Annotated in this window: 21 protein-coding genes, 1 tRNA gene and 1 pseudogene; 15 read left to right on the forward strand and 8 right to left on the reverse strand. The window is 69.5% G+C overall.

What is annotated here, in order from left to right; all coding sequences use genetic code 11:
• Positions 1–35: 35 nt before the first annotated feature.
• The 15 genes and pseudogenes from ACEJ41_RS05240 to ACEJ41_RS05310 all read left to right on the forward strand — a co-directional run bounded on the left by ACEJ41_RS05240 (position 36) and on the right by ACEJ41_RS05310 (position 14514).
• The gene (locus ACEJ41_RS05240) at positions 36–566 is read left to right on the forward strand and encodes a hypothetical protein (RefSeq protein WP_374013736.1); all 531 of its coding nucleotides are present in this window, start codon (positions 36–38) and stop codon (positions 564–566) included.
• 315 nt (positions 567–881) lie between these two features.
• On the forward strand, positions 882–1889 hold the full coding sequence (locus ACEJ41_RS05245; protein WP_374013737.1) for an N-acetylornithine carbamoyltransferase: 1008 nt from the start codon (positions 882–884) through the stop codon (positions 1887–1889).
• A gap of 35 nt (positions 1890–1924) precedes the next feature.
• Positions 1925–3130, forward strand: coding sequence for an argininosuccinate synthase (locus tag ACEJ41_RS05250; protein WP_374013738.1), 1206 nt, complete (start codon positions 1925–1927; stop codon positions 3128–3130).
• A gap of 43 nt (positions 3131–3173) precedes the next feature.
• Entirely contained in the window at positions 3174–3596 is a 423-nt protein-coding gene (locus ACEJ41_RS05255; RefSeq protein WP_374014074.1) for an N-acetyltransferase family protein, read from the forward strand.
• Between the two features lie 17 nt (positions 3597–3613).
• Positions 3614–3745, forward strand: a pseudogene (locus ACEJ41_RS05260) (GNAT family N-acetyltransferase); the annotation flags it as partial.
• Between the two features lie 10 nt (positions 3746–3755).
• Positions 3756–4859, forward strand: a complete 1104-nt coding sequence (locus ACEJ41_RS05265; RefSeq protein ID WP_374013739.1) for an acetylornithine deacetylase — start codon at positions 3756–3758, stop codon at positions 4857–4859.
• A gap of 62 nt (positions 4860–4921) precedes the next feature.
• Positions 4922–6238: an acetylglutamate kinase gene (locus tag ACEJ41_RS05270; protein ID WP_374014075.1), complete on the forward strand. Its 1317-nt coding sequence runs from the start codon at positions 4922–4924 to the stop codon at positions 6236–6238.
• A 3-nt stretch (positions 6239–6241) separates the two neighbouring features.
• On the forward strand, positions 6242–6850 hold the full coding sequence (locus ACEJ41_RS05275; protein ID WP_374013740.1) for a GNAT family N-acetyltransferase: 609 nt from the start codon (positions 6242–6244) through the stop codon (positions 6848–6850).
• Positions 6847–7821, forward strand: coding sequence for an N-acetyl-gamma-glutamyl-phosphate reductase (argC, locus tag ACEJ41_RS05280; protein WP_374013741.1), 975 nt, complete (start codon positions 6847–6849; stop codon positions 7819–7821). The genes ACEJ41_RS05275 and argC overlap by 4 nt, the downstream gene beginning before the upstream one ends.
• Positions 7814–9121, forward strand: coding sequence for an argininosuccinate lyase (argH, locus tag ACEJ41_RS05285; RefSeq protein ID WP_374013742.1), 1308 nt, complete (start codon positions 7814–7816; stop codon positions 9119–9121). Before argC ends, argH begins: the two co-directional genes overlap by 8 nt.
• 83 nt (positions 9122–9204) lie before the next feature.
• A complete protein-coding gene (locus ACEJ41_RS05290) occupies positions 9205–9462 on the forward strand; it encodes a YciI family protein (RefSeq protein WP_374013743.1) in 258 nt (85 codons plus the stop codon).
• A 13-nt stretch (positions 9463–9475) separates the two neighbouring features.
• Complete coding sequence (gene proB, locus ACEJ41_RS05295) at positions 9476–10645, forward strand: glutamate 5-kinase (RefSeq protein ID WP_374013744.1); 1170 nt, start codon at positions 9476–9478, stop codon at positions 10643–10645.
• Between the two features lie 151 nt (positions 10646–10796).
• On the forward strand, positions 10797–12062 hold the full coding sequence (locus ACEJ41_RS05300; RefSeq protein ID WP_374013745.1) for a glutamate-5-semialdehyde dehydrogenase: 1266 nt from the start codon (positions 10797–10799) through the stop codon (positions 12060–12062).
• A 230-nt stretch (positions 12063–12292) separates the two neighbouring features.
• Positions 12293–13576 carry a glycosyltransferase gene (locus ACEJ41_RS05305; RefSeq protein WP_374013746.1) on the forward strand — a complete coding sequence of 428 codons (1284 nt, stop codon included), beginning with the start codon at positions 12293–12295 and terminating at the stop codon, positions 13574–13576.
• 26 nt (positions 13577–13602) lie between these two features.
• Complete coding sequence (locus ACEJ41_RS05310; RefSeq protein WP_374013747.1) at positions 13603–14514, forward strand: hypothetical protein; 912 nt, start codon at positions 13603–13605, stop codon at positions 14512–14514.
• A 25-nt stretch (positions 14515–14539) separates the two neighbouring features.
• Here the strand turns inward: ACEJ41_RS05310 and ACEJ41_RS05315 are convergent, their stop codons facing one another.
• From ACEJ41_RS05315 to ACEJ41_RS05350, 8 genes are all read right to left on the reverse strand, one after another.
• Positions 14540–15796, reverse strand: a complete 1257-nt coding sequence (locus ACEJ41_RS05315; RefSeq protein WP_374013748.1) for an MFS transporter — start codon at positions 15794–15796, stop codon at positions 14540–14542.
• 100 nt (positions 15797–15896) lie between these two features.
• A tRNA-Pro gene (locus tag ACEJ41_RS05320) sits at positions 15897–15973 on the reverse strand.
• 70 nt (positions 15974–16043) lie between these two features.
• Positions 16044–16172 (reverse strand): cytochrome bd-I oxidase subunit CydX, encoded by a 129-nt coding sequence (gene cydX, locus ACEJ41_RS05325; protein WP_374013749.1) that lies wholly within the window; start codon positions 16170–16172, stop codon positions 16044–16046.
• A 17-nt stretch (positions 16173–16189) separates the two neighbouring features.
• Complete coding sequence (cydB, locus tag ACEJ41_RS05330; protein WP_374013750.1) at positions 16190–17344, reverse strand: cytochrome d ubiquinol oxidase subunit II; 1155 nt, start codon at positions 17342–17344, stop codon at positions 16190–16192.
• Between the two features lie 13 nt (positions 17345–17357).
• Positions 17358–18950 (reverse strand): cytochrome ubiquinol oxidase subunit I, encoded by a 1593-nt coding sequence (locus ACEJ41_RS05335; protein WP_374013751.1) that lies wholly within the window; start codon positions 18948–18950, stop codon positions 17358–17360.
• A gap of 108 nt (positions 18951–19058) precedes the next feature.
• On the reverse strand, positions 19059–19970 hold the full coding sequence (locus ACEJ41_RS05340) for a DMT family transporter (RefSeq protein ID WP_374013752.1): 912 nt from the start codon (positions 19968–19970) through the stop codon (positions 19059–19061).
• Positions 19971–19986: 16 nt separating this feature from the next.
• Positions 19987–21039: a UDP-N-acetylmuramate dehydrogenase gene (gene murB, locus ACEJ41_RS05345; RefSeq protein WP_374013753.1), complete on the reverse strand. Its 1053-nt coding sequence runs from the start codon at positions 21037–21039 to the stop codon at positions 19987–19989.
• Positions 21036–22091: a quinone-dependent dihydroorotate dehydrogenase gene (locus ACEJ41_RS05350; RefSeq protein WP_374013754.1), complete on the reverse strand. Its 1056-nt coding sequence runs from the start codon at positions 22089–22091 to the stop codon at positions 21036–21038. The genes murB and ACEJ41_RS05350 overlap by 4 nt, the downstream gene beginning before the upstream one ends.
• Positions 22092–22093 lie beyond the last annotated feature (2 nt).

The following is a 22093-nucleotide window of genomic DNA, read 5'->3' on the forward strand; positions in this document are numbered from 1 at the left end:
CTACACTTGCGCGCATGCCGTGCTTCCCGGGTCCGATGCTGCGTTCGTCCAAACTCCTGCCGATCATGCTGGCGTGCTGCGCAACGTGGCCGACCCTGGCCCAGGATGCAGCCACCAGCAGCGATGGGCGGATCCGGGTGGTCCCGGCAGAGAACGTCAAGCTCGATTATGCCCAGGTGCTGCGGGTGGAGCCGGTCTACCAGACCCTGCGCGCCACCCGGATCGAGGAGCGCTGCGAGTCCACGCCGGTGATCCAGGTGCAGGCGCCGCCTGAGGAAGAACAGTCCCCCGGCACGCTGTCGCGCATGGTCGATTCGGTCAAGGGCCTGTTTGTGCGCGAGGAGGCCGGCGCCAGCGCCGCCGCCCCGCTGCCACGCGCGCCGGGCGAGGGCTGCCGGCTGGTCCAGGTGGAGCGCGAGTTCGAACGCCCGATCGCCTACGACGTGGACTATGTCTACAAGGGCACCAAGTACCGCTCGCGCCTGGCCGAGGACCCGGGCAACCGCCTGCGCGTGCGCGTGTCGGTGGCGCCGTGGGTGGCGGACCTGCCGCCGCCGGCGCCCTGAAGCCATGGCCCGCGCCGTGCGGCCCTTGCGTGGTACGCGGACGCATGCGACCATCGCCACGATGAACACCGACCTGCAGCCGCACGCCGCAAGTTCCGCCCGGATGGCCTCCGGGATGACCTCGCGCGCGCGCCGACCGGAACCCCACCTTTTCGCTGGGTGACCGGAGCATCGTGCTGTCCGTTCGAAAACCCAGCTTGAAGCTGGGTTTTTTCGTTTCCGGGCCGGCGACGGTTTCAACGGTAAGGGACGCTCCCGGACCAAAGTGTCATGCCATCCCGCTCCGCGGGCAGCCACCACCGCAAGGATCGATCGATGTCGCCCAAGCACTTCCTCAACACCCAGGACTGGACCCGCCCGGACCTGGACGCCCTGCTGGCCCATGCCGCGCAGTTCAAGCGCAACAAGCTGGGCGACGCGCTCAAGGGGCGCTCGATCGCGCTGATGTTCTTCAACCCGTCCATGCGCACCCGCACCAGCTTCGAGCTGGGTGCGTTCCAGCTTGGCGGCCATGCCATCGTGCTGCAGCCGGGCAAGGATGCGTGGCCGATCGAGTTCGACCTGGGCACGGTGATGGACGGCGACACCGAGGAGCACATCGCGGAAGTTGCGCGGGTGCTGGCCCGCTACGTCGACCTGATCGGCGTGCGCGCGTTCCCGAAGTTCAAGGACTGGGGCTATGACCGCGAGGACCGCGTGCTCAAGGCCTTCGCCAGGTACTCGACGGTGCCGGTGATCAACATGGAGACGATCACCCACCCGTGCCAGGAGCTGGCCCATGCGCTGGCCCTGCAGGAGCACTTCGGCACCTCCGACCTGCGCGGCAAGAAGTACGTGCTGACCTGGACCTACCACCCGAAGCCGCTGAACACCGCGGTGGCCAATTCGGCGCTGACCATTGCCACCCGCCTGGGCATGGACGTGACCCTGCTGTGCCCCACGCCCGAGTACGTGCTCGACGAGCGCTACATGGGCTGGGCGCGCGACAACGTCGCCGAGAGCGGCGGCTCGCTTGCCGTCAGCCACGACATCGAAAGCGCCTACGCCGGTGCCGACGTGGTCTATGCCAAGAGCTGGGGCGCGCTGCCGTACTTCGGCAACTGGGAACCGGAAAAGCCCATCCGCGACCGTTTCAAGCACTTCATCGTCGACGAGCAGAAGATGGCGCTGACCAACAACGGCGTGTTCAGCCACTGCCTGCCGCTGCGCCGCAACGTCAAGGCCACCGATGCGGTAATGGACTCACCCAACTGCATCGCCATCGAGGAGGCGGAAAACCGCCTGCACGTGCAGAAGGCCGTGATGGCCGCCCTGGTCGCCTGAGGCGCCGTCCACCGATTTCCCCACGGAACCAACCCATGAGCAATCCCAACCAATCCCGCGACATCGTCCTGGCCTTTTCCGGTGGCCTGGATACCAGCTTCTGCGTGCCCTACCTGAAGGAACAGGGCTGGAACGTGCACACCGTGTTCGCCGACACCGGCGGCGTGGATGCCCAGGAACGCGCCTACATCGAGCAGCGCGCCGCCGAGCTGGGCGTGGCCAGCCACGTCACCATCGACGGTGGCGCGGCGCTGTGGAGCGGGTTCGTCAAGCCGTTCGTGCAGGCCGGCGAAGGCTACCAGGGCCAGTACCCGCTGCTGGTGTCCGACCGCTACCTGATCGTGGACGCCTCGCTGGCGCGCGCGGCCGAGCTGGGCACCAACGCGATCGCCCATGGCTGCACCGGCATGGGCAACGACCAGGTGCGCTTCGACCTGGCGGTGAAGTCGCAGGGCGATTACCGCATCGTTGCCCCGATCCGCGAAATCCAGAAGCAGCACACCCAGACCCGCGCCTACGAGCAGAAGTACCTCGAGGAGCGCGGCTTCGAGGTGCGCGCCAAGCAGAAGAGCTACACCATCAACGAGAACCTGCTGGGCGTGACCATGTCCGGCGGCGAGATCGACGAATGGAAGGCTCCGGGCGAGGGCGCGCGTGGCTGGTGCGTGCCGCGCAGCGCGTGGCCGGACGAGCCGCTGAACGTGACCTTGAAGTTCGTCGCCGGTGAGGCGGTGGAACTGGACGGCAAGGCGCTGGAAGGGGCGAAGATCCTGGCCAGGCTCAACACCATGTTCGCCCAGTACGGGGTGGGCCGCGGCATGTATACCGGCGATACCGTGATCGGCCTGAAGGGACGCATCGTGTACGAAGCGCCGGGCCTGACCGCGCTGCTGGTGGCGCACCGTGCGCTGGAGGAAGCGGTGCTGAGCAAGCAGCAGAACCGCTTCAAGCCGGACGTGGCGCGCAAGTGGGTGGAGCTGGTGTACGAGGGCTTCTACCACGACCCGCTGAAGACCGACCTGGAGGCGTTCCTGGCCTCGTCGCAGGCGCAGGTCAACGGCGAGGTGGTGCTGGAAACCCGCGGTGGCCGGGTCGACGCGGTGGCGATCCGCTCGCCGCACATCCTCAACGCCAAGGGCGCCACTTACGCGCAGTCGGCCGACTGGGGCGTGGAGGAGGCCGAGGGCTTCATCAAGTTGTTCGGCATGAGCAGCACGCTGTGGGCCGAGGTCAACCGCTGAGGTGGGTGCCAACACCGCCACTGTCGAGGTGCGCAGCGCCGGCATGGAAGACCTGCCGGCGCTGGCGGCGCTGTTCGATGCCTACCGGGTGTTCTACGGGCAGCCGTCGGACCTGGCGCGTGCCAGCGCGTTCCTGCGCCAGCGCCTGGAGCAGGGCGACTCGCACCTGCTGCTGGTTCCGGACGGGCAGGGCGGGGCGCTGGGCTTTGTCCAGCTGTATCCCTCGTTCACCTCGGTAGGCACGGCGCGGATCGAGATCCTCAACGACCTGTTCGTGGTTCCGGCCGCACGCGGCGGCGGCGTGGCCCGTGCCCTTCTGCAGCGCGCGGTGGCCGATGCCCGCGGCCGCGGCGCGGTGAAGCTGATGCTGTCCACCGCCGTGGACAACATCCCGGCGCAGGCGCTGTACGAGAGCGAAGGCTGGGTGCGCGACCCCGGCTTCGTCGAATACGCCAGGAGACTGTAGTGGACACCCTTCGCAGCCGGTTCATGCTGGCCACCTCCGATGCGCACGGCCTGTACACGCGGCATGGTTTTGCTGCGCCGGCCAGCCCGCAGACGCTGATGGAAGTGGTGCGTCCCGATATCTACCAGGCCGCCGCAGCGGCGCATTGACCCGATCACGATGACCGACCTGCTCGCACCCACCCTGGCCCACCTTGAGAGGCTGGTGTCCTTCGACACCCGCAACCCGCCGCGTGCGATCGCCGCGCAGGGCGGCATGTTCGACTACCTGCGCGCGCAGCTGCCCGGCTTCCACGTTGAAGTGGTGGACCATGGTGCCGGTGCGGTGAGCCTGTACGCGGTGCGCGGCACGCCGAAGTACCTGTTCAACGTGCATCTGGACACGGTGCCCGATTCGCCGGCGTGGAGCGCCGACCCGCACGTGATGCGGCGCCTGGACGACCGCGTGGTCGGCCTGGGCGTGTGCGACATCAAGGGCGCGGCCGCCGCGCTGCTGGCCGTGGCCAATGCCGGCGATGGCGATGCCGCGTTCCTGTTCTCCACCGACGAGGAAGCCAACGACCCGCGTTGCATCGCCGCGTTCCTGGCGCGCGGGCCGCAGCCCTACGAGGCGGTGCTGGTGGCCGAGCCGACCATGGGCGAGGCGGTGCTGGCCCACCGCGGCATCTCATCGGTGCTGATGCGCTACGCCGGCCGCGCCGGGCACGCTTCGGCGGCGCTGGACCCGTCCGCCAGCGCCCTGCACCAGGCGGTGCAGTGGGGCAGCCGCGCCCTGGAGCACGTGCAGTCGCTGGCCCACGCGCGCTTCGGCGGGCTGACCGGGCTGCGCTTCAACATCGGCCGCATCGAAGGCGGGATCAAGGCCAACGTGATCGCGCCGGCAGCCGAGCTGCGCTTCAATTTCCGGCCATTGCCGTCGATGGACATCGACGTGCTGCTGGGCGAGTTCGCCGCGTTCGCGCAGCCGGCCGCCGCGCACTTCGAGGAAACCTTCCGCGGGCCCAGCCTGCCTTCGGGGGACGTGGCCCGCGCCGAGGAGCGGCGCCTGGCCGCGCGCGACGTGGCCGACGCGCTGGGCCTGCCGGTCGGCAACGCGGTGGACTTCTGGACCGAGGCCTCGCTGTTCTCCGCCGGCGGTTACACCGCGCTGGTGTACGGCCCGGGCGACATCGCCCAGGCCCATACCGCCGATGAGTTCGTCACCCTGGACCAGCTGGCGCGGTACGCCGCCTCGGTGGACCGCATCATCAACGCACCGAAATGAACCTGCCGATCCCGACTCCGCTCCCCGCCAAGCCCCCTCCCACCTACCGCCGCGCCGATCCCATGCACGCCCACCAGCAGACCCGCCAGACCATCGTCCGCCTGCTCTCCAGCATGGCCAGCGCCAAGGAGATCAGCCAATACCTGAAGCGCTTCTCGCAGGTGGACGCCAAGCGCTTCGCCGTGGTCAAGGTCGGCGGCGCGGTGCTGCGCGACGACCTGGACGCGCTGACCTCCTCGCTGGCGTTCCTGCAGGAAGTCGGCCTGACCCCGATCGTGGTCCACGGCGCCGGTCCGCAGCTGGATGACGAACTGTCGGCCGCCGGCATCGAGAAGCAGACCGTCAACGGCCTGCGGGTGACCACGCCGCAGGCGCTGGCAATCGTGCGCCGGGTGTTCCAGGCGTCCAACCTGCGGCTGGTGGATGCACTGCAGCGCGCCGGCGCGCGCGCCACCTCGATCACCGGCGGCGTGTTCGAGGCCGATTACCTTGAGCGCGACACCTACGGCCTGGTCGGCGAGGTCAAGGCGGTGAACCTGGCGCCGATCGAGGCCAGCCTGGATGCCGGCTCGATCCCGGTGATCGCCAGCCTGGGCGAAACCGCCGGCGGCCAGATCCTCAACGTCAATGCCGATTTCTCGGCCAACGAACTGGTCCAGGTGCTGCAGCCGTACAAGATCATCTTCCTCACCGGCACCGGTGGCCTGCTGGACGAGCAGGGCAAGGTGATCGACTCGATCAACCTGTCCACCGAATACGAGCACCTGATGGCGCAGCCGTGGATCAACGGCGGCATGCGGGTGAAGATCGAGCAGATCAAGGCGTTGCTGGACCGGCTGCCGCTGACCTCCTCGGTGTCCATCACCCGGCCGGCGGACCTGGCCAAGGAACTGTTCACCCACCGCGGGTCCGGCACCCTGGTGCGGCGCGGCGAGAAGGTGCTGCGCGCCACTTCGTGGGACGAACTGGACCTGCCCCGGCTCACCTCTCTGATCGAATCCAGCTTCGGCCGCGCGCTGGTCCCGGACTATTTCCAGCGCACCACCCTGCTGCGCGCCTACGTCAGCGAGAACTACCGCGCCGCGGTGATCCTGGTGGACTCGGGCGAGGGCGTGTACCTGGACAAGTTCGCGGTGCTCGACGACGCGCAGGGCGAAGGCCTGGGCCGGGCGGTGTGGAACGTGATGCGCGAGGAGACGCCGGAGCTGTTCTGGCGCTCGCGCCACAACAACCAGGTCAACATCTTCTACTACGCCGAGTCCGACGGCTGCATCAAGCAGGAGAAGTGGAAGGTGTTCTGGTACGGCATCGAAGGCTTCGACCGGATCGGGCGCTGCGTGGCCCACTCCGGCGGCCGCACTCCGACCCTGGTGGGCTGAACGATGGCCGCCGCACTCCCGGGCCAGTGGCAGCAGGTGCCGGTCCTCGCCGGCCACCATGCCATGCTCGAGCCGCTGCAGGCCGCGCATGCCGATGGCCTGCGCGCGGCGGTGGAAGGCAGCGGCCTTGACCGGCTGTGGTACACCAGCGTGCCGGCGCCGGACAGGGTGCAGGCCTACGTCGATGGCGTGCTCCAGGCGCAGGCGCAGGGCCGGGTGCTGGCGTTCACGGTGCGCGACGGGTCCGGCGCCATCGTCGGCAGCACGCGCTTCTACGCGCTGGAGCCGGAGGTGCCGCGCCTGAGCATCGGCTACACCTGGTATGCACCCCGGGTGCAGCGCACCGGGCTCAACACCGAGTGCAAGCTGATGCTGCTGGGCCACGCCTTCGAGGTGCTGGGTTGCGCAAGCGTGGGCTTCGAGACCAGCTGGCACAACCACGCCTCGCGCGCGGCCATCACGCGCCTTGGCGCACGCCAGGATGGCGTGCTGCGCAACCACAAGCGCCACGCCGACGGCACCCTGCGCGATACCGTCGTGTTTTCCATCATCGATGCGGAATGGCCGGCGGTGCGCAGCCACCTGCGGTTCCGCCTGGACGCAAATACATGAGCAAGCAGACTTTCACCCTTGGCATCGTCGGTGCGCGCGGGCATACCGGCGCCGAACTGATCCGGCTGGTGTCGGCCCATCCGGGGCTGGAGCTGGCCTTCGTGTCGTCGCGCGAGCTGGACGGCCAGCGCGTGGCCGACCACAGCCACGCCTACCGCGGGCAGCTGCGCTACGAGAGCCTGGACGCCGCAGCCGTGGCCGCCAAGGGGGCCGACGTGGTGATCCTGGCGCTGCCCAACGGCAAGGCCGGCGGATTCGTCGAGGCAATCGACGCGGTGCGGCCCGACACCCTGATCGTGGACCTGTCGGCCGACTACCGCTTCGACCCGGCCTGGTACTACGGCCTGCCGGAAATCACCCGCGGCGACTATGCCGGCCAGCGCCGCATCGCCAACCCCGGCTGCTACGCCACCGCCATGCAACTGGCGATCTGGCCGATGCTCGAGGAACTGGCCGGGCCGCCGCAGTGCTTCGGCGTGTCCGGCTATTCCGGCGCCGGCACCACGCCCTCGGACCGCAACAACCCCGAGCTGCTGCGCGACAACCTGATGCCGTACTCGCTGGTGGACCACCTGCACGAGCGCGAAGTGTCTGCGCGGCTGGGAGTGCCGGTGGAGTTCATGCCGCACGTGGCCAGCCATTTCCGCGGGATCACGGTGACCATCAACCTGTGGCTGACCGAGCCGCGCACGCTGGACTGGGTGCGGGCGCGCTACACGCAGCGCTACGCCGGTGAGGGGCTGGTGGACGTGGTGGAGCAGGCGCCGTGGGTCAGCCATATCGCCGGCCGCCACGACGTGCAGATCGGCGGCTTCACCGTGGCCCCGGGCGGCAAGCGCCTGGTGGTGGTGGCCACCGAGGACAACCTGCTCAAGGGCGCCGCCACCCAGGCCATCCAGAACGTCAACATCGCCCTGGGCTTCCCCGAACTGACCTCGGTGCCCGCTTCCAAGGAGAATGCCGATGGCTGACCTGTTGTGGCAGAAGCCCGGCGTGGCGGTGGATGCGCAGATCCAGCGCTTCCTGGCCGGCGACGACGTGATCCTGGACCGCGAGTTCTTCCTCCACGACATCGCCGCAAGCACCGCGCACGCGCAGGGCCTGCAGCGCATCGGCATCCTCTCGGCCAGTGAGCTGGACGGACTGGAGCGCGAGCTGGCCGTGCTGGCCGAGGATTTCCGCAGCGGTGCCTTCGTGCTGGACGAGCGCTACGAGGACGGCCACTCGGCGATCGAGGCGCGGCTGACCGAGCGCCTGGGCGATGCCGGCCGCAAGATCCACACCGGTCGCAGCCGCAACGACCAGATCCTGGTCGCCACCCGGCTGTGGCTGAAGGAAAAGCTGGCGCGGCTGGCCGCACTTTCGCGCGAGGTGGCCAAGGTCGCCCTGGACCGCGCCGCCGCCGAGAAGGGCCTGCCGCTGCCGGGCTATACGCACATCCAGCGCGCGGTGGTGTCCTCGGCCGGCATGTGGTGGGCCGGTTGGGCCGAAGCCTTCATCGACGACGCCGTCCGCGCCCATGACACCCTGGCCCTGGTCGATGCAAACCCGCTGGGCACCGCCGCCGGCTATGGCGTCAACCTGAAGCTGGACCGCGCCCATACCACCGCTGCGCTCGGCTTCGCGCGGATGCAGGTCAGCCCGATCTACGCGCAGCTGTCGCGCGGCAAGTTCGAGCTGGCCGCGCTGGAAGCGCTGGGCAGCGCCACCCTGGACCTGCGCCGGATCGCCTGGGACCTGTCGCTGTTCACCAGTGCCGAATTCGGTTTCGTCGCGCTGCCGGCGCAGTACACCACCGGCAGTTCGATCATGCCCAACAAGCGCAACCCGGACGTGGTCGAACTGATGCGCGCCACCCATGCCAGCGTGGCCGCCGCGCGTACCGAGATCGAGCAGTTGCTGTCGCTGCCGTCCGGCTACCACCGCGACCTGCAGGCCTCCAAGGGTGCGATCTTCCACGGCTTCGGCCGAGGGCTGGCCGCGCTGGAACTGCTGCCCGCGCTGCTGGCCAACCTGGAATGGCGCGACGACAAACTGCGCGCGGCGATCGACTCGGGCATGTACGCCACCGACGTGGCGGTCGAAGCCGCGCTGGCCGGCGTGCCATTCCGCGAAGCCTACAAGGCGGCCGCCGCCAGCGCCGACACGGCCGGGCAGGGCAGGACGCCGGAAGGCAGCCTTGCGGCCCGGGTCTCGCCAGGGTCGGCCGCCGACCTGCACCTGGACGCGCTGCAGGCGCGCTGGGCGGCGCTGGGCGGACCAGCGCGCTAGTCCACGCCGCCGCGCCCATGCACCGCACCATCCCGGCATGATCGGCGCTCGCCACCGACACCACATCAACCACAGGCCACACCATGCCCCACTATCTCGTTCTGGCCATCCGCAAGCCCGGCTTCGACGAAGCGGTCGTCGCCCCGCATGTGGCCTGGCTCGAGGACCTGCGCGCCCGCGGCCTGCTGGTGTCCAGCGGCGGTTTCAGCGACCGCAGCGGCGGTGCCTACGTGCTGCACGGGCTGGGCAGCCTGGCCGAGGCACAGGCACTGGTGGCCACCGATCCGCTGGCGGTCACCGGCAATTCGGACTTCACGGTCCATGAGTGGAACGCACGATAGGAACGGTGCAGGCATGAGCGCGGCAGCGGAATCGCAGATGGAGACGGTGGCGCTGCCGGAGTGGCGCCGGGCAGTGCTCAAGGTCGGCAGCAGCCTGCTGGCGGCCGATGGCGGCGGCCTGTCGCCGCGCTTCGCCCTGGGCCTGGCCCAGTTCGTGTCATCCAGCCTGGCGGCCGGGCGCGAAGTAGTGATCGTCTCGTCCGGCGCGGTGGCGGCCGGCCGTGCCATCGTGCCGCGTGCGGCCGAAGCCGGCGCGGCGATGGCTGCGCGCCAGGCGCTTGCGGCGCTGGGCCAGGCCCAGTTGATCGGGCTGTGGCAGCGGTTCTTCGAGCGTCCCGTGGCGCAGGTGTTGCTGACCCATGATGACCTGCGCAACCGCCGCCGCTATCTCAACGCCCGCGCCACGCTGAAGGAACTGCTGGCGCTGGGTGCGCTGCCGGTGATCAACGAAAACGACACCGTGTCGGTGGACGAGCTCAAGCTGGGCGACAACGACAACCTGGCAGCCATCGTCGCCGCGCTGATCGATGCCGACGTGCTATTCATCGCTACCGACATCGACGGCCTGTTCGACGCCAACCCGCGTACCCATGCCGATGCCCGGCTGGTGCCGGAGGTGGCCGAACTGACCCCGGAAGTATTCGCCATGGCCGGCGACAGCGGCAGTGCGGTGGGCACCGGCGGCATGCGCACCAAGCTGGAGGCGGCGGCCAAGGCGGCTGCAGCCGGCATCGACACCGTGCTGTTCAATGGGCGCCGTGCCGAGGTGTTGCGGCAACTGCTGCAGGGCCGGCTGCACGGCACCCGCATCCGTGCCGGGCACAGCCGCATCGCCGCGCGCAAGAACTGGCTGCGGCACGCACCGCTGGAGCCCGGGTCGATCCTGGTCGATGCCGGCGCCGCGGCCGCACTGATGGGCAAGGGCGCTTCGCTGTTGCCCGGCGGCGTGCTCGGTGCCGAGGGCGACTTCCGCCGCGGCGACATGGTCGAGGTGATCGTGCGCGATGGCGAAGGTGAGCGCCGGGTCGCGCGTGGCGTCAGCCAGTACTCGGCGCTGGACGTGCGCCGCATCGCGCGCCGCCACTCGCGCGACATCGAGTCGATCCTGGGCTACAACTACGGCGGCAACGTGATCCACCGCGACGACATGGTGCTGCTGCAGCCCGCCCGCTCTTCCCTGTAGGAGCCGGCCTTGCCGGCGACCGTGGAGGTGGATGACTTGCCGGCACCCGGTTTCACATGGACATACCCGCCATCGCGGTGGCCGGCCTTGCCGGCCCCTGCAGCGGAAACCACACATCCCGGCGCGAGCCGGCAGCACGAGGAATACATCCATGGCCACCAGCGACATCAAGACCCAGGCCCTGCAGGCGCGCGAGGCAGCGCGTGCCATCGCCCAGCTGTCCACCTCGGCCAAGGACGCATTGCTGCGGGCCATGGCCCAGGCCCTGGAAGATGATGCCGAGGTGATCCTGGCCGCCAATGCGCGCGACATCGAAGCCGCGGCAGCCAAGGGCGTGGGCAGCGCCATGCAGGATCGCCTGCGCCTGGATGGCAAGCGCCTGGGTGGCGTGGCCGATGCGCTGCGCGAAGTGGCCGACCTGCCCGATCCGGTTGGCCAGGTCACCCGCACCTACGACCGCCCCAATGGCATCCAGGTCGAGCGCGTGCGGGTGCCGCTGGGCGTGATCGCGATGATCTACGAGGCCCGTCCCAACGTCACCGCCGATGCGGCGGCGCTGTGCATCAAGGCCGGCAACGCGGTGATCCTGCGCGGCGGCTCGGAGGCGATCCATTCCAACACCGCGATCGCCGCCTCGCTCAAGCGCGCCCTGGCCGCCGCCGGCCTGCCGCAGGACGTGGTGACCCTGGTCGAGGACCTGCGCCGGGACACCATCCTGGAGCTGATCCAGCTCAACGATATCGTCGACCTGGTCATTCCGCGTGGCGGCGAGGGCCTGATCCGCTTCGTCGCCGAGCATGCGCGGGTGCCGGTGATCAAGCACTACAAGGGCGTGTGCCACCAGTACGTGGATGCCCCATCCGACCTCGGCCTGGCACTGGACCTGCTGATCGACGGCAAGGTCTCGCGCCCGGCCGCGTGCAATGCGCTGGAGACCTTGCTGGTGCATGCCGACGTGGCCGCCGCGTTCCTTCCGCGTGCCGCCGAAGCCCTGCGCGCGCGCGGCGTGGAGTTGCGCGGCGACGACCGCAGCCGCGCCCTGGTGCCGGACATGGCCGCGGCCAGCGACGACGACTACGCCGCCGAGTACCTGGACCTTGTGCTGGCGGTGCGCGTGGTCGACGACCTCGAGCAGGCCATCGCCCACGTCCAGCGCTACGCCTCGGACCACACCGAGGTGATCGTCACCAGCGATCCCGCCCACGCGGCCCGCTTCGTCCAGGCGCTGCGCTCGGCGGTGGTGATGGTCAACGCCTCCTCGCGGTTCTCCGATGGCGGGGAACTGGGCCTGGGCGCGGAGATCGGCATTTCCACCACCCGCCTGCACTCCTATGGCCCCATGGGCCTGGAAGCATTGACCGTGGAACGCTTCGTGGTCCGCGGCCAGGGCCAGGTGCGGCACCCCGACCTGCTGTGACCCGCCCGCCACGGGGCGGCCTGCGAAAATGAATGGGCGCCATGGCGTTCATGCAGCGGTTCTCGCGGGCCTGTAAAATTTACGTGAAATAGTGAACCGCATCACATTTCATGCACACTCGGAAATGCGGCCCGGAACCGTGCCCGGCGGGGGATGCGCCCACATCTGCGTTCCCGCCTGCCCACGGCAGTCGCCGCCGCTTCTATGTCCCGGTCATCGCCAAGTTCTGCATGGTGCTGGCCGCGTCCCTGGCCTGGCTGGCGCTGAGCATCCTGTTGTCGCTGCCCTGGTTGCGCGGCTTGTCCGAGGTGGTCGGCGTCGGCCTGGCGGTGTTCATCATCACTTTCATCGCCTACGTGCCGGGCTTCATGAATGCGTTCCTGATCGGCTCGATCCTTGCCGACCGCCGCCCGCGGCGCGCCCGGATCGAACACTACCCGGACGTGTGCGTGCTGGTGGCCAGCTACAACGAGCGCGAGAACATCACCGACACGCTGCAGAGCCTGGCGCTGCAGGACTACCCCGGCCAGGTGCGGGTGCTGGTGGTGGACGATGGTTCCACCGACGGCAGCTGCGAGCTCGCCCGGCAGGCCGCCGCGCGGCTGTCCCGGCCGGGCATGGACATGGCGGTGCTGGCGATGCCGCGCAATGGCGGCAAGTCGCGCGCGCTCAATGCCGGCCTGGCGGCCACCACCGAAGCGCTGGTGGTCACCGTGGACGGCGATTCCTACCTGCGCACCAACGCCCTGCGGTTGCTGGTCGAGCGGTTCCTGTCCGATCCGCCGGGCACGGTGGCAGTGGCCGGCTGCGTGCTGGTGCGCAATTCGCGCCTGAACCTGCTCACCCGTGGCCAGGAATGGGACTATTTCCACGGCATCGCCGCGGTCAAGCGCATGCAGAGCATGTACCACGGCACGCTGGTGGCGCAGGGCGCGTTCTCGCTCTATACCCGCCAGGCACTGGAGCAGGTGGGCGGGTGGCCCGAGTGCGTGGGCGAAGACATCGTGGTGTCGTGGGCGCTGCTCAAGACCGGTGCGCGGCTGGGCTACTGCGAGGAGGCCTGCCTGTTCACCCAGGTGCCGACCACCGTGGGCCAGTTCGCGCGCCAGCGCCAGCGCTGGTCGCGCGGGCTGATGGAAGCGTTCGCGCGGCATGGCAGCCTGTTGTTCAAGCGGCGCATGTCGACCCTGTTCATCTGGTGGAACCTGCTGTTCCTGCCGCTGGACCTGGTCTACACCCTGGCCTTCCTGCCGGGCATCGTGCTGGCCTTGTTCGGCTACTACTGGATCGCCGGGGTGATGACCCTGCTGGTGTTGCCGCTGGCCGCGATCTGGAATGCGATCATCTTCCGGGTGCAGGCACGCATGTTCAAGAACCATGACTTGAAGGTGCGGCGCAACGTGCTTGGTTTCCTCTTCTACACGGTGGGTTACACCATGCTCCTGCAACCGGTGTGCGTGATGGGCTATGCGGCCGAACTCCTGCGTCTGCGCAAGACCTGGGGGACCAAGTGACGGGGCCGCGGCTTGCGGCGCCGCTGGTGGTGCTGGTTCTCGCATCCGCAGCCACGATCGGGGTACGGGCCGAGGACGCGACGGGCGCGCTGCAACCACGCCTGCAGCTGTCCTCGGACGCCGAAGGCAATGACGTGCGCAAGCTCTCGCTGGGCTGGGACTGGAAGCGGGTCGATCGCGAGCACTGGCTCGGCGCCGAGGTGCAGCACGCGCGGTTTTCCGGCGATGGCTGGGCCCATGACGAACAACGGGTCTATCTCGGCGCGGCCGGTGTGGCAGGCCAGGGCCCGGTGGATGACGACGCCTGGCGCTGGCAGGCACGGCTGGGCAGCAACGGCCATACCGTGCTGGGCAGTGCCAGCATCCACACCGAAGGGCCGCGCCGGCGCGAGGTCTTCTTCGAGCGCGAACTGCTGGAAACCCGGGCCGGGATCGAGCGCAGGCAGATGTACAACTTCCTCGGCGCGGCCATCGACCATCCCTTCAGCGACCGCTTCAGCGGGACCGTGCTGGCAGGCGTGCAGACCTTCGGCGACAGCAATCGGCGTGACCACCTGCGTGCGAACCTGGTGTACGCCGTGGCACCGGAGCAGGGCATCAGCATCCAGTTGCGCAACCGCTACTACCGCAACAGCGAGCCGTACACCGGCGGGTACTTTTCGCCGCCCTGGTACGCGGAAACGGTTGCGGCAGTGGGCGTGCGCCGGGTCGTGGGCGGACACGCCTGGCGCGTGATCGCAGGCAGCGGACGCCAGCGCACCGCCGACGAGGGCTGGAAGCGCGCCCGGGTGTTCGAGCTGGGCTATGAATCGCCGCGCTGGCGGCAGAGCTGGCTGCGCGTGAGCGCGGGCTACTCCGACACGCCGGTGGCGACCAGCACCCGTTCGGCGACCTACAGCTACCGCTACCTGATGCTGGAGTCGGTGGTCGCGTTCTGAGCCGGCAGCGCGCGGCGCCACATGCCTACCAGCGATCCTCGAGATAGCCGGGCCGGCAGGCGAACCACGCCCCCGTCAGCAACACCCCCACGCACAGCGCCAGGAACGCGAACGGCAGGGCCCAGCCCTGGCTGGATGCGTGCAGCGCGCCGAACAGCAGCGGTCCGGCGCAGCTCAGGCCGTAGCCCATGCCCTGCATGAAGCCCGACAGCGATGCCGAACCTGCCTGGGTGCGGGTACGCAGGTTGATCAGGATCAGCGAGATCGGGAAGGTACTCGGCCCGAGCCCCAACAGTGACACCCACAGCAGCGGCGCGGCCATCGGTGCCCACAGCAGGCCGGCAAACGCCGACAGATGGCAGGCCGCGCACGCCAGCACAATGGGATAGGGATTGCGCATCCGCACCGCCACCGACGGCATCACCAGCGCACTGAACAGGCCCAGGGTCGAGAACAGCGCCACCATCGCGCCGCCGAAGGCGGGGCTTGCACCTGCCTCCACCAGCAGCTTCGGCAACCAGGTGAACATGGCGTAGGTGATCAGCGAGGTCATCCCGAACATCAGCGCCGAGCCCCAGCCCAGCGCGGTGGCCCAGGTGCGTCCGGCGGCCGGCGCTGCCGCCAGCTCCGGGGCCTCGTCGCCGGCCACGACCGCGCGGTTGCGCAGGCGTGCCAGCGCACTGTCGGCACGGCGCTCGATCCGCAGCACCGCCACCCACGGCAGGATCGAGGCGATGGCCAGCAGGCTCCACGCCCCCATCGACACCCGCCAGCCCGCCACCTGTGCCAGCGGCACCGCCAGCAGCGCCGGCAGGATGGTGCCGACCTGCAGCATGGTGATGTACATCGTGCTGACCGGCCCGAGCCAGTCGGCGAAATAGCGCTTGACCAGCGGCGGCAGGATCACGTTGCCGATGCCCATGCCGGCCAGGGCCGCGGCCGAACCAGCCAGCAGGCCGCCGGTACCGCCGGCCAGCGAACGCCACAGCAGGCCGGCGGCGGCCAGGGCCATCGACAGCACCGCGGTGCGTTCCAGGCCCAGGCGGTGGGCCAGGCGCGGAGTGCCGATGCCTGCCACGGCGAATGCGGCGGTGGGGATCATCCCCACGACGCCGGCGACCATCGTGCCGAAGCCGAATTGCCGGCCCAGCACGTCCAGCAGCGGGGTCACCGAGGTGACCGCGGTACGCAGGTTGAAGGCGGCCAGCAGGATGCCGGCCAATACCAGCGTGCGGCCGGCGAGCCGGCCCCCGGGGAGCGCAGGGTGGGGGTGCGCGTTCATCGTCCTGCCAGGGGTGGACTTGCATCCGCAACGGCGCGGCGCGCCGTCCCGGGAAAGCAAAAACCGGCACGGGGCCGGTCTGCGTACCGCATCGATCTGTTGGTCGGGGAGACAGGATTCGAACCTGCGACCTCTACGTCCCGAACGTAGCGCTCTACCAGCCTGAGCTACACCCCGACAAGGCCGCACATGATACTGGATCGCCGCCGACGTGGGCAACAATATCGCGCGGCTTTTGCCGGTGGCGTCAGTCGGCCCCGTCCGGGCCGGTGCCGCCGCGCGCCTGGGCGTCCTCGCGCATCTCGAACCACATGCCGTTGAGGATGGCGAAGCTGGCCGCCAGGCCCACGCCGAGGATCCAGGAGAAGTACCACATGGCCAGGGCCTCCAATGTCAGTAAGCGTTGGGGTTGTCTTCCAGCGAGTCGGCGCTGACCTTGCCGCCGAGCACCCTGTATACCCAGGCGGTATACAGCACCACCAGCGGCAGCAGGGTGGCGGTCACCAGCAACATCACCCACAGGGTGAGGTGGCTCGATGAGGCATCCCACAAGGTCAGGCCCGCGTCGGGCACGGTCGAGGACGGCAACAGGAACGGAAACACGGCCGCGCCGAAGGTCAGCACCGTCGCGGCCACCGCCAGGGTGGTGCATGCGACCGCCGCCGCGCCGCGGCGTGCGCGCAGGAAGTACGCGCCCAGCAATGCCCCGGCCACCGCACCCAGCGGCGCCAGCCACAACACCGGCAGTGCGCGGTAGTTGTGCAGCCACAGCCCGGCCGCGGCGTGCACCGACTTGCGCAGCGGATTGGACGCGCCGTTGCCGTCGATGATCGAGTCGATCCTGTAGCCCGGCAGGCGCGTGGCCACCCATGCGCCGGCTGCCACCAGCAGCACCGCGGCCACCAGCGCCGACAGGCTGCCGTAGCGCGCCGCGCGCCGTGCTACCGGGCCGTCGGTCTTGGTCACCAGTGCGGCCGCGCCGTGGGCGACCAGCAGGCTCAGGCTGACCAGCCCGCACACCAGCGCGAAGGGGCTGAGCAGGGCAAGGAAGCCGCCGGTATACACCGGCCGCAGCGTGGCCGGCTCGAAGTGGAACGGCACTCCAAGTTGCACGTTGCCGACCGCCACCCCGAACAGGAGCGCCGGCACCGCCCCGCCGACGAACAGCATCCAGTCCCAGCTCTGGCGCCAGCGCGGATCGGCCACCTTGCCGCGGAACTTGAAACCCACCGGACGCAGGATCAGCGCGAACAGGATCACGAACATGGCCAGGTAAAGCCCGGAGAAGCTCACCGCGTACAGCGGCGGGAACGCGGCGAAGGCGGAGGCGGCGCCGACGATCAGCCAGACCTGGTTGCCCTCCCAGGTCGGGCCGACGGTGTTGACCACCAGCCGCCGTTCCTGGTCGGTGCGCGCCACGAACGGCAGCAGTGCACCGATGCCCAGATCGAACCCGCCCATCACCGCGAACCCGAGCAGCAGCAGGCCCAGCAGCGCCCACCAGATCAGGCGCAAGGTGGCGTAGTCCAGGGGAATGAAGTCGGCCATGTCGTTCTCCGGGTCAGCCTGCGTCGCCACCGGACTCGGCCGGCACGATCGGTGCCTGCGGCCGTTCGCGCCGCGGCTGGAATGGCTTGAAATCCTTCGGCCCCTTGCGCACGGCCGCCAGGATCAGGCGCACGTCGATTACCGCCAGCACCGTGTAGAGCGCCACGAAGCCGGTGAGGGTGATGAGGATGTCGCGCAGCGCCAGGTGCGAGGCTGCGTAGAAGGTGGGCAGCACGCCTTCCACCGCCCACGGCTGGCGCCCGTACTCGGCCACGAACCAGCCGCACTCGATGGCGATCCATGGCAGCGGCAGGCTCCATACCGCCAGTTTCAGGAACCAGCGCCGGTCCTCGAAGCCGGAGGTGCTGGCCAGCCAGAACGCGAAGGCGAAGAACGCGATGAAGTAGAAGCCCAGTGCCGCCATCACCCGGAACGTCCAGAACAGCGGCGCCACCCGTGGCACCGTGTCCAGCGCCGCGCGTGCGATCTCCTCCTCGGTGGCATTGCCGATGTCCAGCCGGTAGCGCTTGAGCAGCAGGCCGTGGCCCAGGTCGGCCCAGTGCCGTTCGAACAGTGCACGCGCCTGTGCATCCTGCGGGTCGGCCCTGATCCGCTGCAGCGCGGCGTAGGCGACCTGGCCGCTGCGGATGCGCCGTTCGGCCTGCTCCACCAGGTCCAGGATCCCGGGGATTTCGCCGCTCAGCGAGCGGGTGGCGATCAGGCCCATCAGCCAGGGGATCTTCACCTCGAAGCGGTTCTCCTGGTTGTGCTGGTCGGGCAGCCCGAACGCGGTGAAGTCGGCCGGTGCCGGCTCGGTGTGCCACATCGCCTCGATCGCGGCCAGTTTCATCTGCTGGTGCTGGGTGGTGCTGTAACCGCTCTCGTCGCCCAGCACCACCACGCTCAGGGCCGAGGCCAGGCCGAAGCTGGCAGCCACCGCCAGCGAGCGCCGGGCCAGCTCCAGGTGGCGCCCGCGCAGCAGGTACCAGGCGCTGATCGAGGCCACGAACATCGCCCCGGTGACGTAGCCGGCACTGACCGTGTGCACGAACTTGGCCTGCGCCACCGGGTTGAACAGCACCGCGCCGATGTCGGTGATCTCCATGCGCATGGTGTCCGGGTTGAACACCGCGCCGACCGGGTTCTGCATCCAGCCATTGGCAATCAGGATCCACAGTGCCGAGAAGTTCGCGCCCAGGGCCACCAGCCAGGTGACCACCAGGTGCTGGACCCTGGTCAGCCGGTTCCAGCCGAAGAAGAACAGGCCGATGAAGGTCGCTTCCAGGAAGAAGGCCATCAGCCCTTCGATCGCCAGCGGCGCGCCGAAAATGTCGCCCACGTAGTGGCTGTAGTAGGCCCAGTTCATGCCGAACTGGAATTCCATCACGATGCCGGTGGCCACGCCCATGGCGAAGTTGATGCCGAACAGCGTGCCCCAGAACAGGGTCATCCTGCGCCACACGTCGCGGCCGGTCATCACGTACACGCTTTCCATGATCGCCAGCAGCAGCGACAGGCCCAGGGTCAGCGGCACGAACAGGAAGTGGTACATCGCCGTCAGCGCGAACTGCAGGCGCGACAGCTCCACGATGGTTGGATCGATCATGGTGGGCACACCAGGGTGTGATGGCGTCCGCCAGCGTACTCCCGCAGTGCGTGTGGCGCAGGTGGACGGATCGTCCCACCCCTTGCATGGCCGGCGTGCGCGGGCCGGCTATTCGCCCGGCTTGGCCGCCGCGCTGGCGCCTTCGGACGAGGCGCGCCGCACCGCCATGGCCTCGCGGTGGGCGATATAGGCGTTGGCGCCCAGGATCACCAGCGCGCCGGCCACGGTCCAGCGGTCCACCAGTTCGCCAAACAGCAGCCAGCCCAGCACCACCACGATCGGCAACTGCATGAAGCTGATCGGGGTCAGTGCCGATACCTCGCCCAGCTTGAGCGCGCGGGTCCACAGCATGTGTCCACCCGTGCCCAGCATGCCGGCGCCGATCACCCACAGCCAGGTGATGCCGGTGGGCCACATCCACACGCCCAGCGCCGGCACCAGCGACATCGGTACCCACAGCAGGGTGGTGTAGATGACGATGCGGTCGGCCGGTTCGGTGGCCGAGAGCTGCTTGATCTGGATGGCCACGATGCTCGACAGCAACGCGGCCATCAGCGCGATCAGGGTGCCGGTGCTGAAACCGGTCGAGCCCGGACGCACGATCAGCAGCACCCCGGCGAAGCCCAGCACCACCGCAGCCCAGCGCCGTGCGCGGACCTGTTCGCCGAGCATGGCCGCCGCGGCGATGGTCACGAACAGGGGCGTGGCATAGGACAGCGACACCGCCTGCGCCAGCGGCAGGTTGCCGATCGCCCAGAAGCCGGCGAGCATCGAGCACACCCCGACCAGGCAGCGGAACAGGTAGCGCGGGAACTGGGTGGTGCGCAGCAGCCCCGGGCCGTGGTGCAGCAGCAGCGGCAGCGCCGCCAGCAGGCCGAAGAAGTTGCGGAAGAAGGCGATCTGGAAGGTGTGCAGGTCGGCCGATGCCAGGCGGATGGCCACCACCATCAGCGCGAACAGTGCGGTGCTGCCCAGCATCAGCACGGCCGCGCGCAGCGGTGCGGGCAGGGAGCGGCTCATGGCGCGGGCGCGACCATCACCATTGCGCGCCGATGATGCCGGGTTCCGGTTCCAGGGCGACGTCGAAGCGCGCCTGCACCGTCGCCGCCACCTGCCGTGCCAGGGCCAGCAATTGCGCGCCGCTGGCGGTCCCGTGGTTGACCAGGACCAGTGCATGCGCGGCGGAGATGCCGGCATCGCCCTCGCGCATGCCCTTCACCCCGCACGCCTCGATCAGCCACGCGGCCGGGAGCTTGCGGGTATCGGCCGTGGTGCCGGGGAACACCGGCAACTGCGGATGCGCGGCCTGCAGTGCTGCGGCCTGGGGCGCCGGCACCAGCGGGTTCTTGAAGAAGCTGCCGGCGTTGCCGGTGACCAGCGGGTCGGGCAGCTTGCGCTGGCGCACGCGGATGATGGCGGCGGCCACATCGCGCGCGCGCGGCGAGGTCACGCCCATCGCCGCAAGCTCCGCCTCCACGCCGGCGTAGCCCAGCTGCAGCGCCGGCGCGGCACGCTCCTCGCGGGCCAGCTCCAGCTCCAGCGCGGTGATGATCCAGCGGCCGGGGTGCTGCTTGAACACGCTGTCGCGGTAGCCGAAGGCGCAGGCGTCCCGGTCCAGGCGCAGCCATCGGGCCTGCTGCCGGTCCCACGCATCCACCGCCACGATATGCATGCCTGCTTCCACGCCGTAGGCACCGATGTTCTGGATCGGCGCGGCACCCACGCTGCCGGGGATCAGGGCCAGGTTCTCGAGCCCGCACAGGCCCTGGCCCAGCGACCACATCACCAGCTCATGCCAGGCCGCACCGGCCTCGGCGCGCACCCGCACGCTGGCGCCGCGGTCTTCGGCAATGCCGATCCGTGCCGCACCCAGTTCCATCACCACCCCGGGGGCGTCGCCTGCAAACAGCAGGTTGCTGCCGCCTCCAAGGACCAGCAATGGCTGCCCGCGTACCTGCTCCAGCGCCAATGCTTCGGGCAGGGCGGTGGCCTGGTTGACCCGCAGCAACCACGGCGCGCGTGCGGCGACCCGGAAGGTGTTGCGCGCGGACAGGTCCGCATCGCGCTGCAGGTGGAAAAGCGCGCTCACGTGTGGTCGGCCGTGCCCCGGCTGGGAGATTCCTTGCGCCGGCGCATGGCATCGACGCATTCGCCCACCAGTTCCGGGCCGCGGTAGATGAGCCCGGTGTAGCACTGCACCAGGGTGGCCCCGGCGGCCATCTTGGCCACCGCCTCGGCCCCGGAGAGGATGCCGCCGACGCCGATCAGCGGGATCGATTCGGGCAGGCGGGCGCGCAGCCGGCGCAGCACCAGGGTGGCCTGGCCCATCAGCGGTGCGCCCGACAGTCCGCCGGCTTCGCCGGCATGGCGGTGGTCTTCCACCGTGGTCCGGGCCACGGTGGTGTTGGTGGCGATCACTCCGTCCACCTCCAGGTCCGCAAGCACCCGCGCGGCCGCATCGATGTCGTTGTCATCCAGGTCCGGCGCCACCTTGACCAGCACCGGGACGCGCTTGCCGTGCTGCGCGCCCAGCCGTTCCTGGGCCTCGCGCAGGGTGCCGACCAGCCGGCGCAGCGCCTGTTCCTCCTGCAGTTCGCGCAGCCCGGCGGTGTTGGGCGAGGAAATGTTGACGGTGACGTAGTCGGCCACCGGATAGACCCGCTCCAGGCAATGCAGGTAGTCGGACGCGGCGTCCTCGTTGGGCGTGTCCTTGTTCTTGCCGATGTTGATGCCCAGCAGGCCGCCCTTGCGCCGCGCGCGTTCCACGTTGCGCACCAGCGCGTCCACGCCCTCGTTGTTGAAACCCAGGCGGTTGATCAGCGCATGGTGCTGCGGCAGGCGGAACATGCGCGGCTGCGGGTTGCCAGGCTGCGGGCGCGGAGTGACGGTGCCCACTTCGACAAACCCGAAGCCAAGCGCCAGCAGCGCGTCGATGTGGGCGCCATTCTTGTCCAGGCCTGCCGCCAGGCCGACCGGATTGGGGAAGGTCAGGCCAAGCAGGCGGGTGGGCAGCGGCGGGCGCGGACGCGCCAGCAGGCCGGTGGTGCCGGTGGCGAAGGCCAGGTCCAGCGCCTTGAGGCCGATGCGGTGGGCGCGTTCGGCCTCAAGGCCGAAGAGTAAGGGGCGGGTAAGCGGATACATTC

Source organism: Pseudoxanthomonas koreensis (assembly GCF_041890415.1).
Classification (GTDB): domain Bacteria; phylum Pseudomonadota; class Gammaproteobacteria; order Xanthomonadales; family Xanthomonadaceae; genus Pseudoxanthomonas; species Pseudoxanthomonas koreensis_A.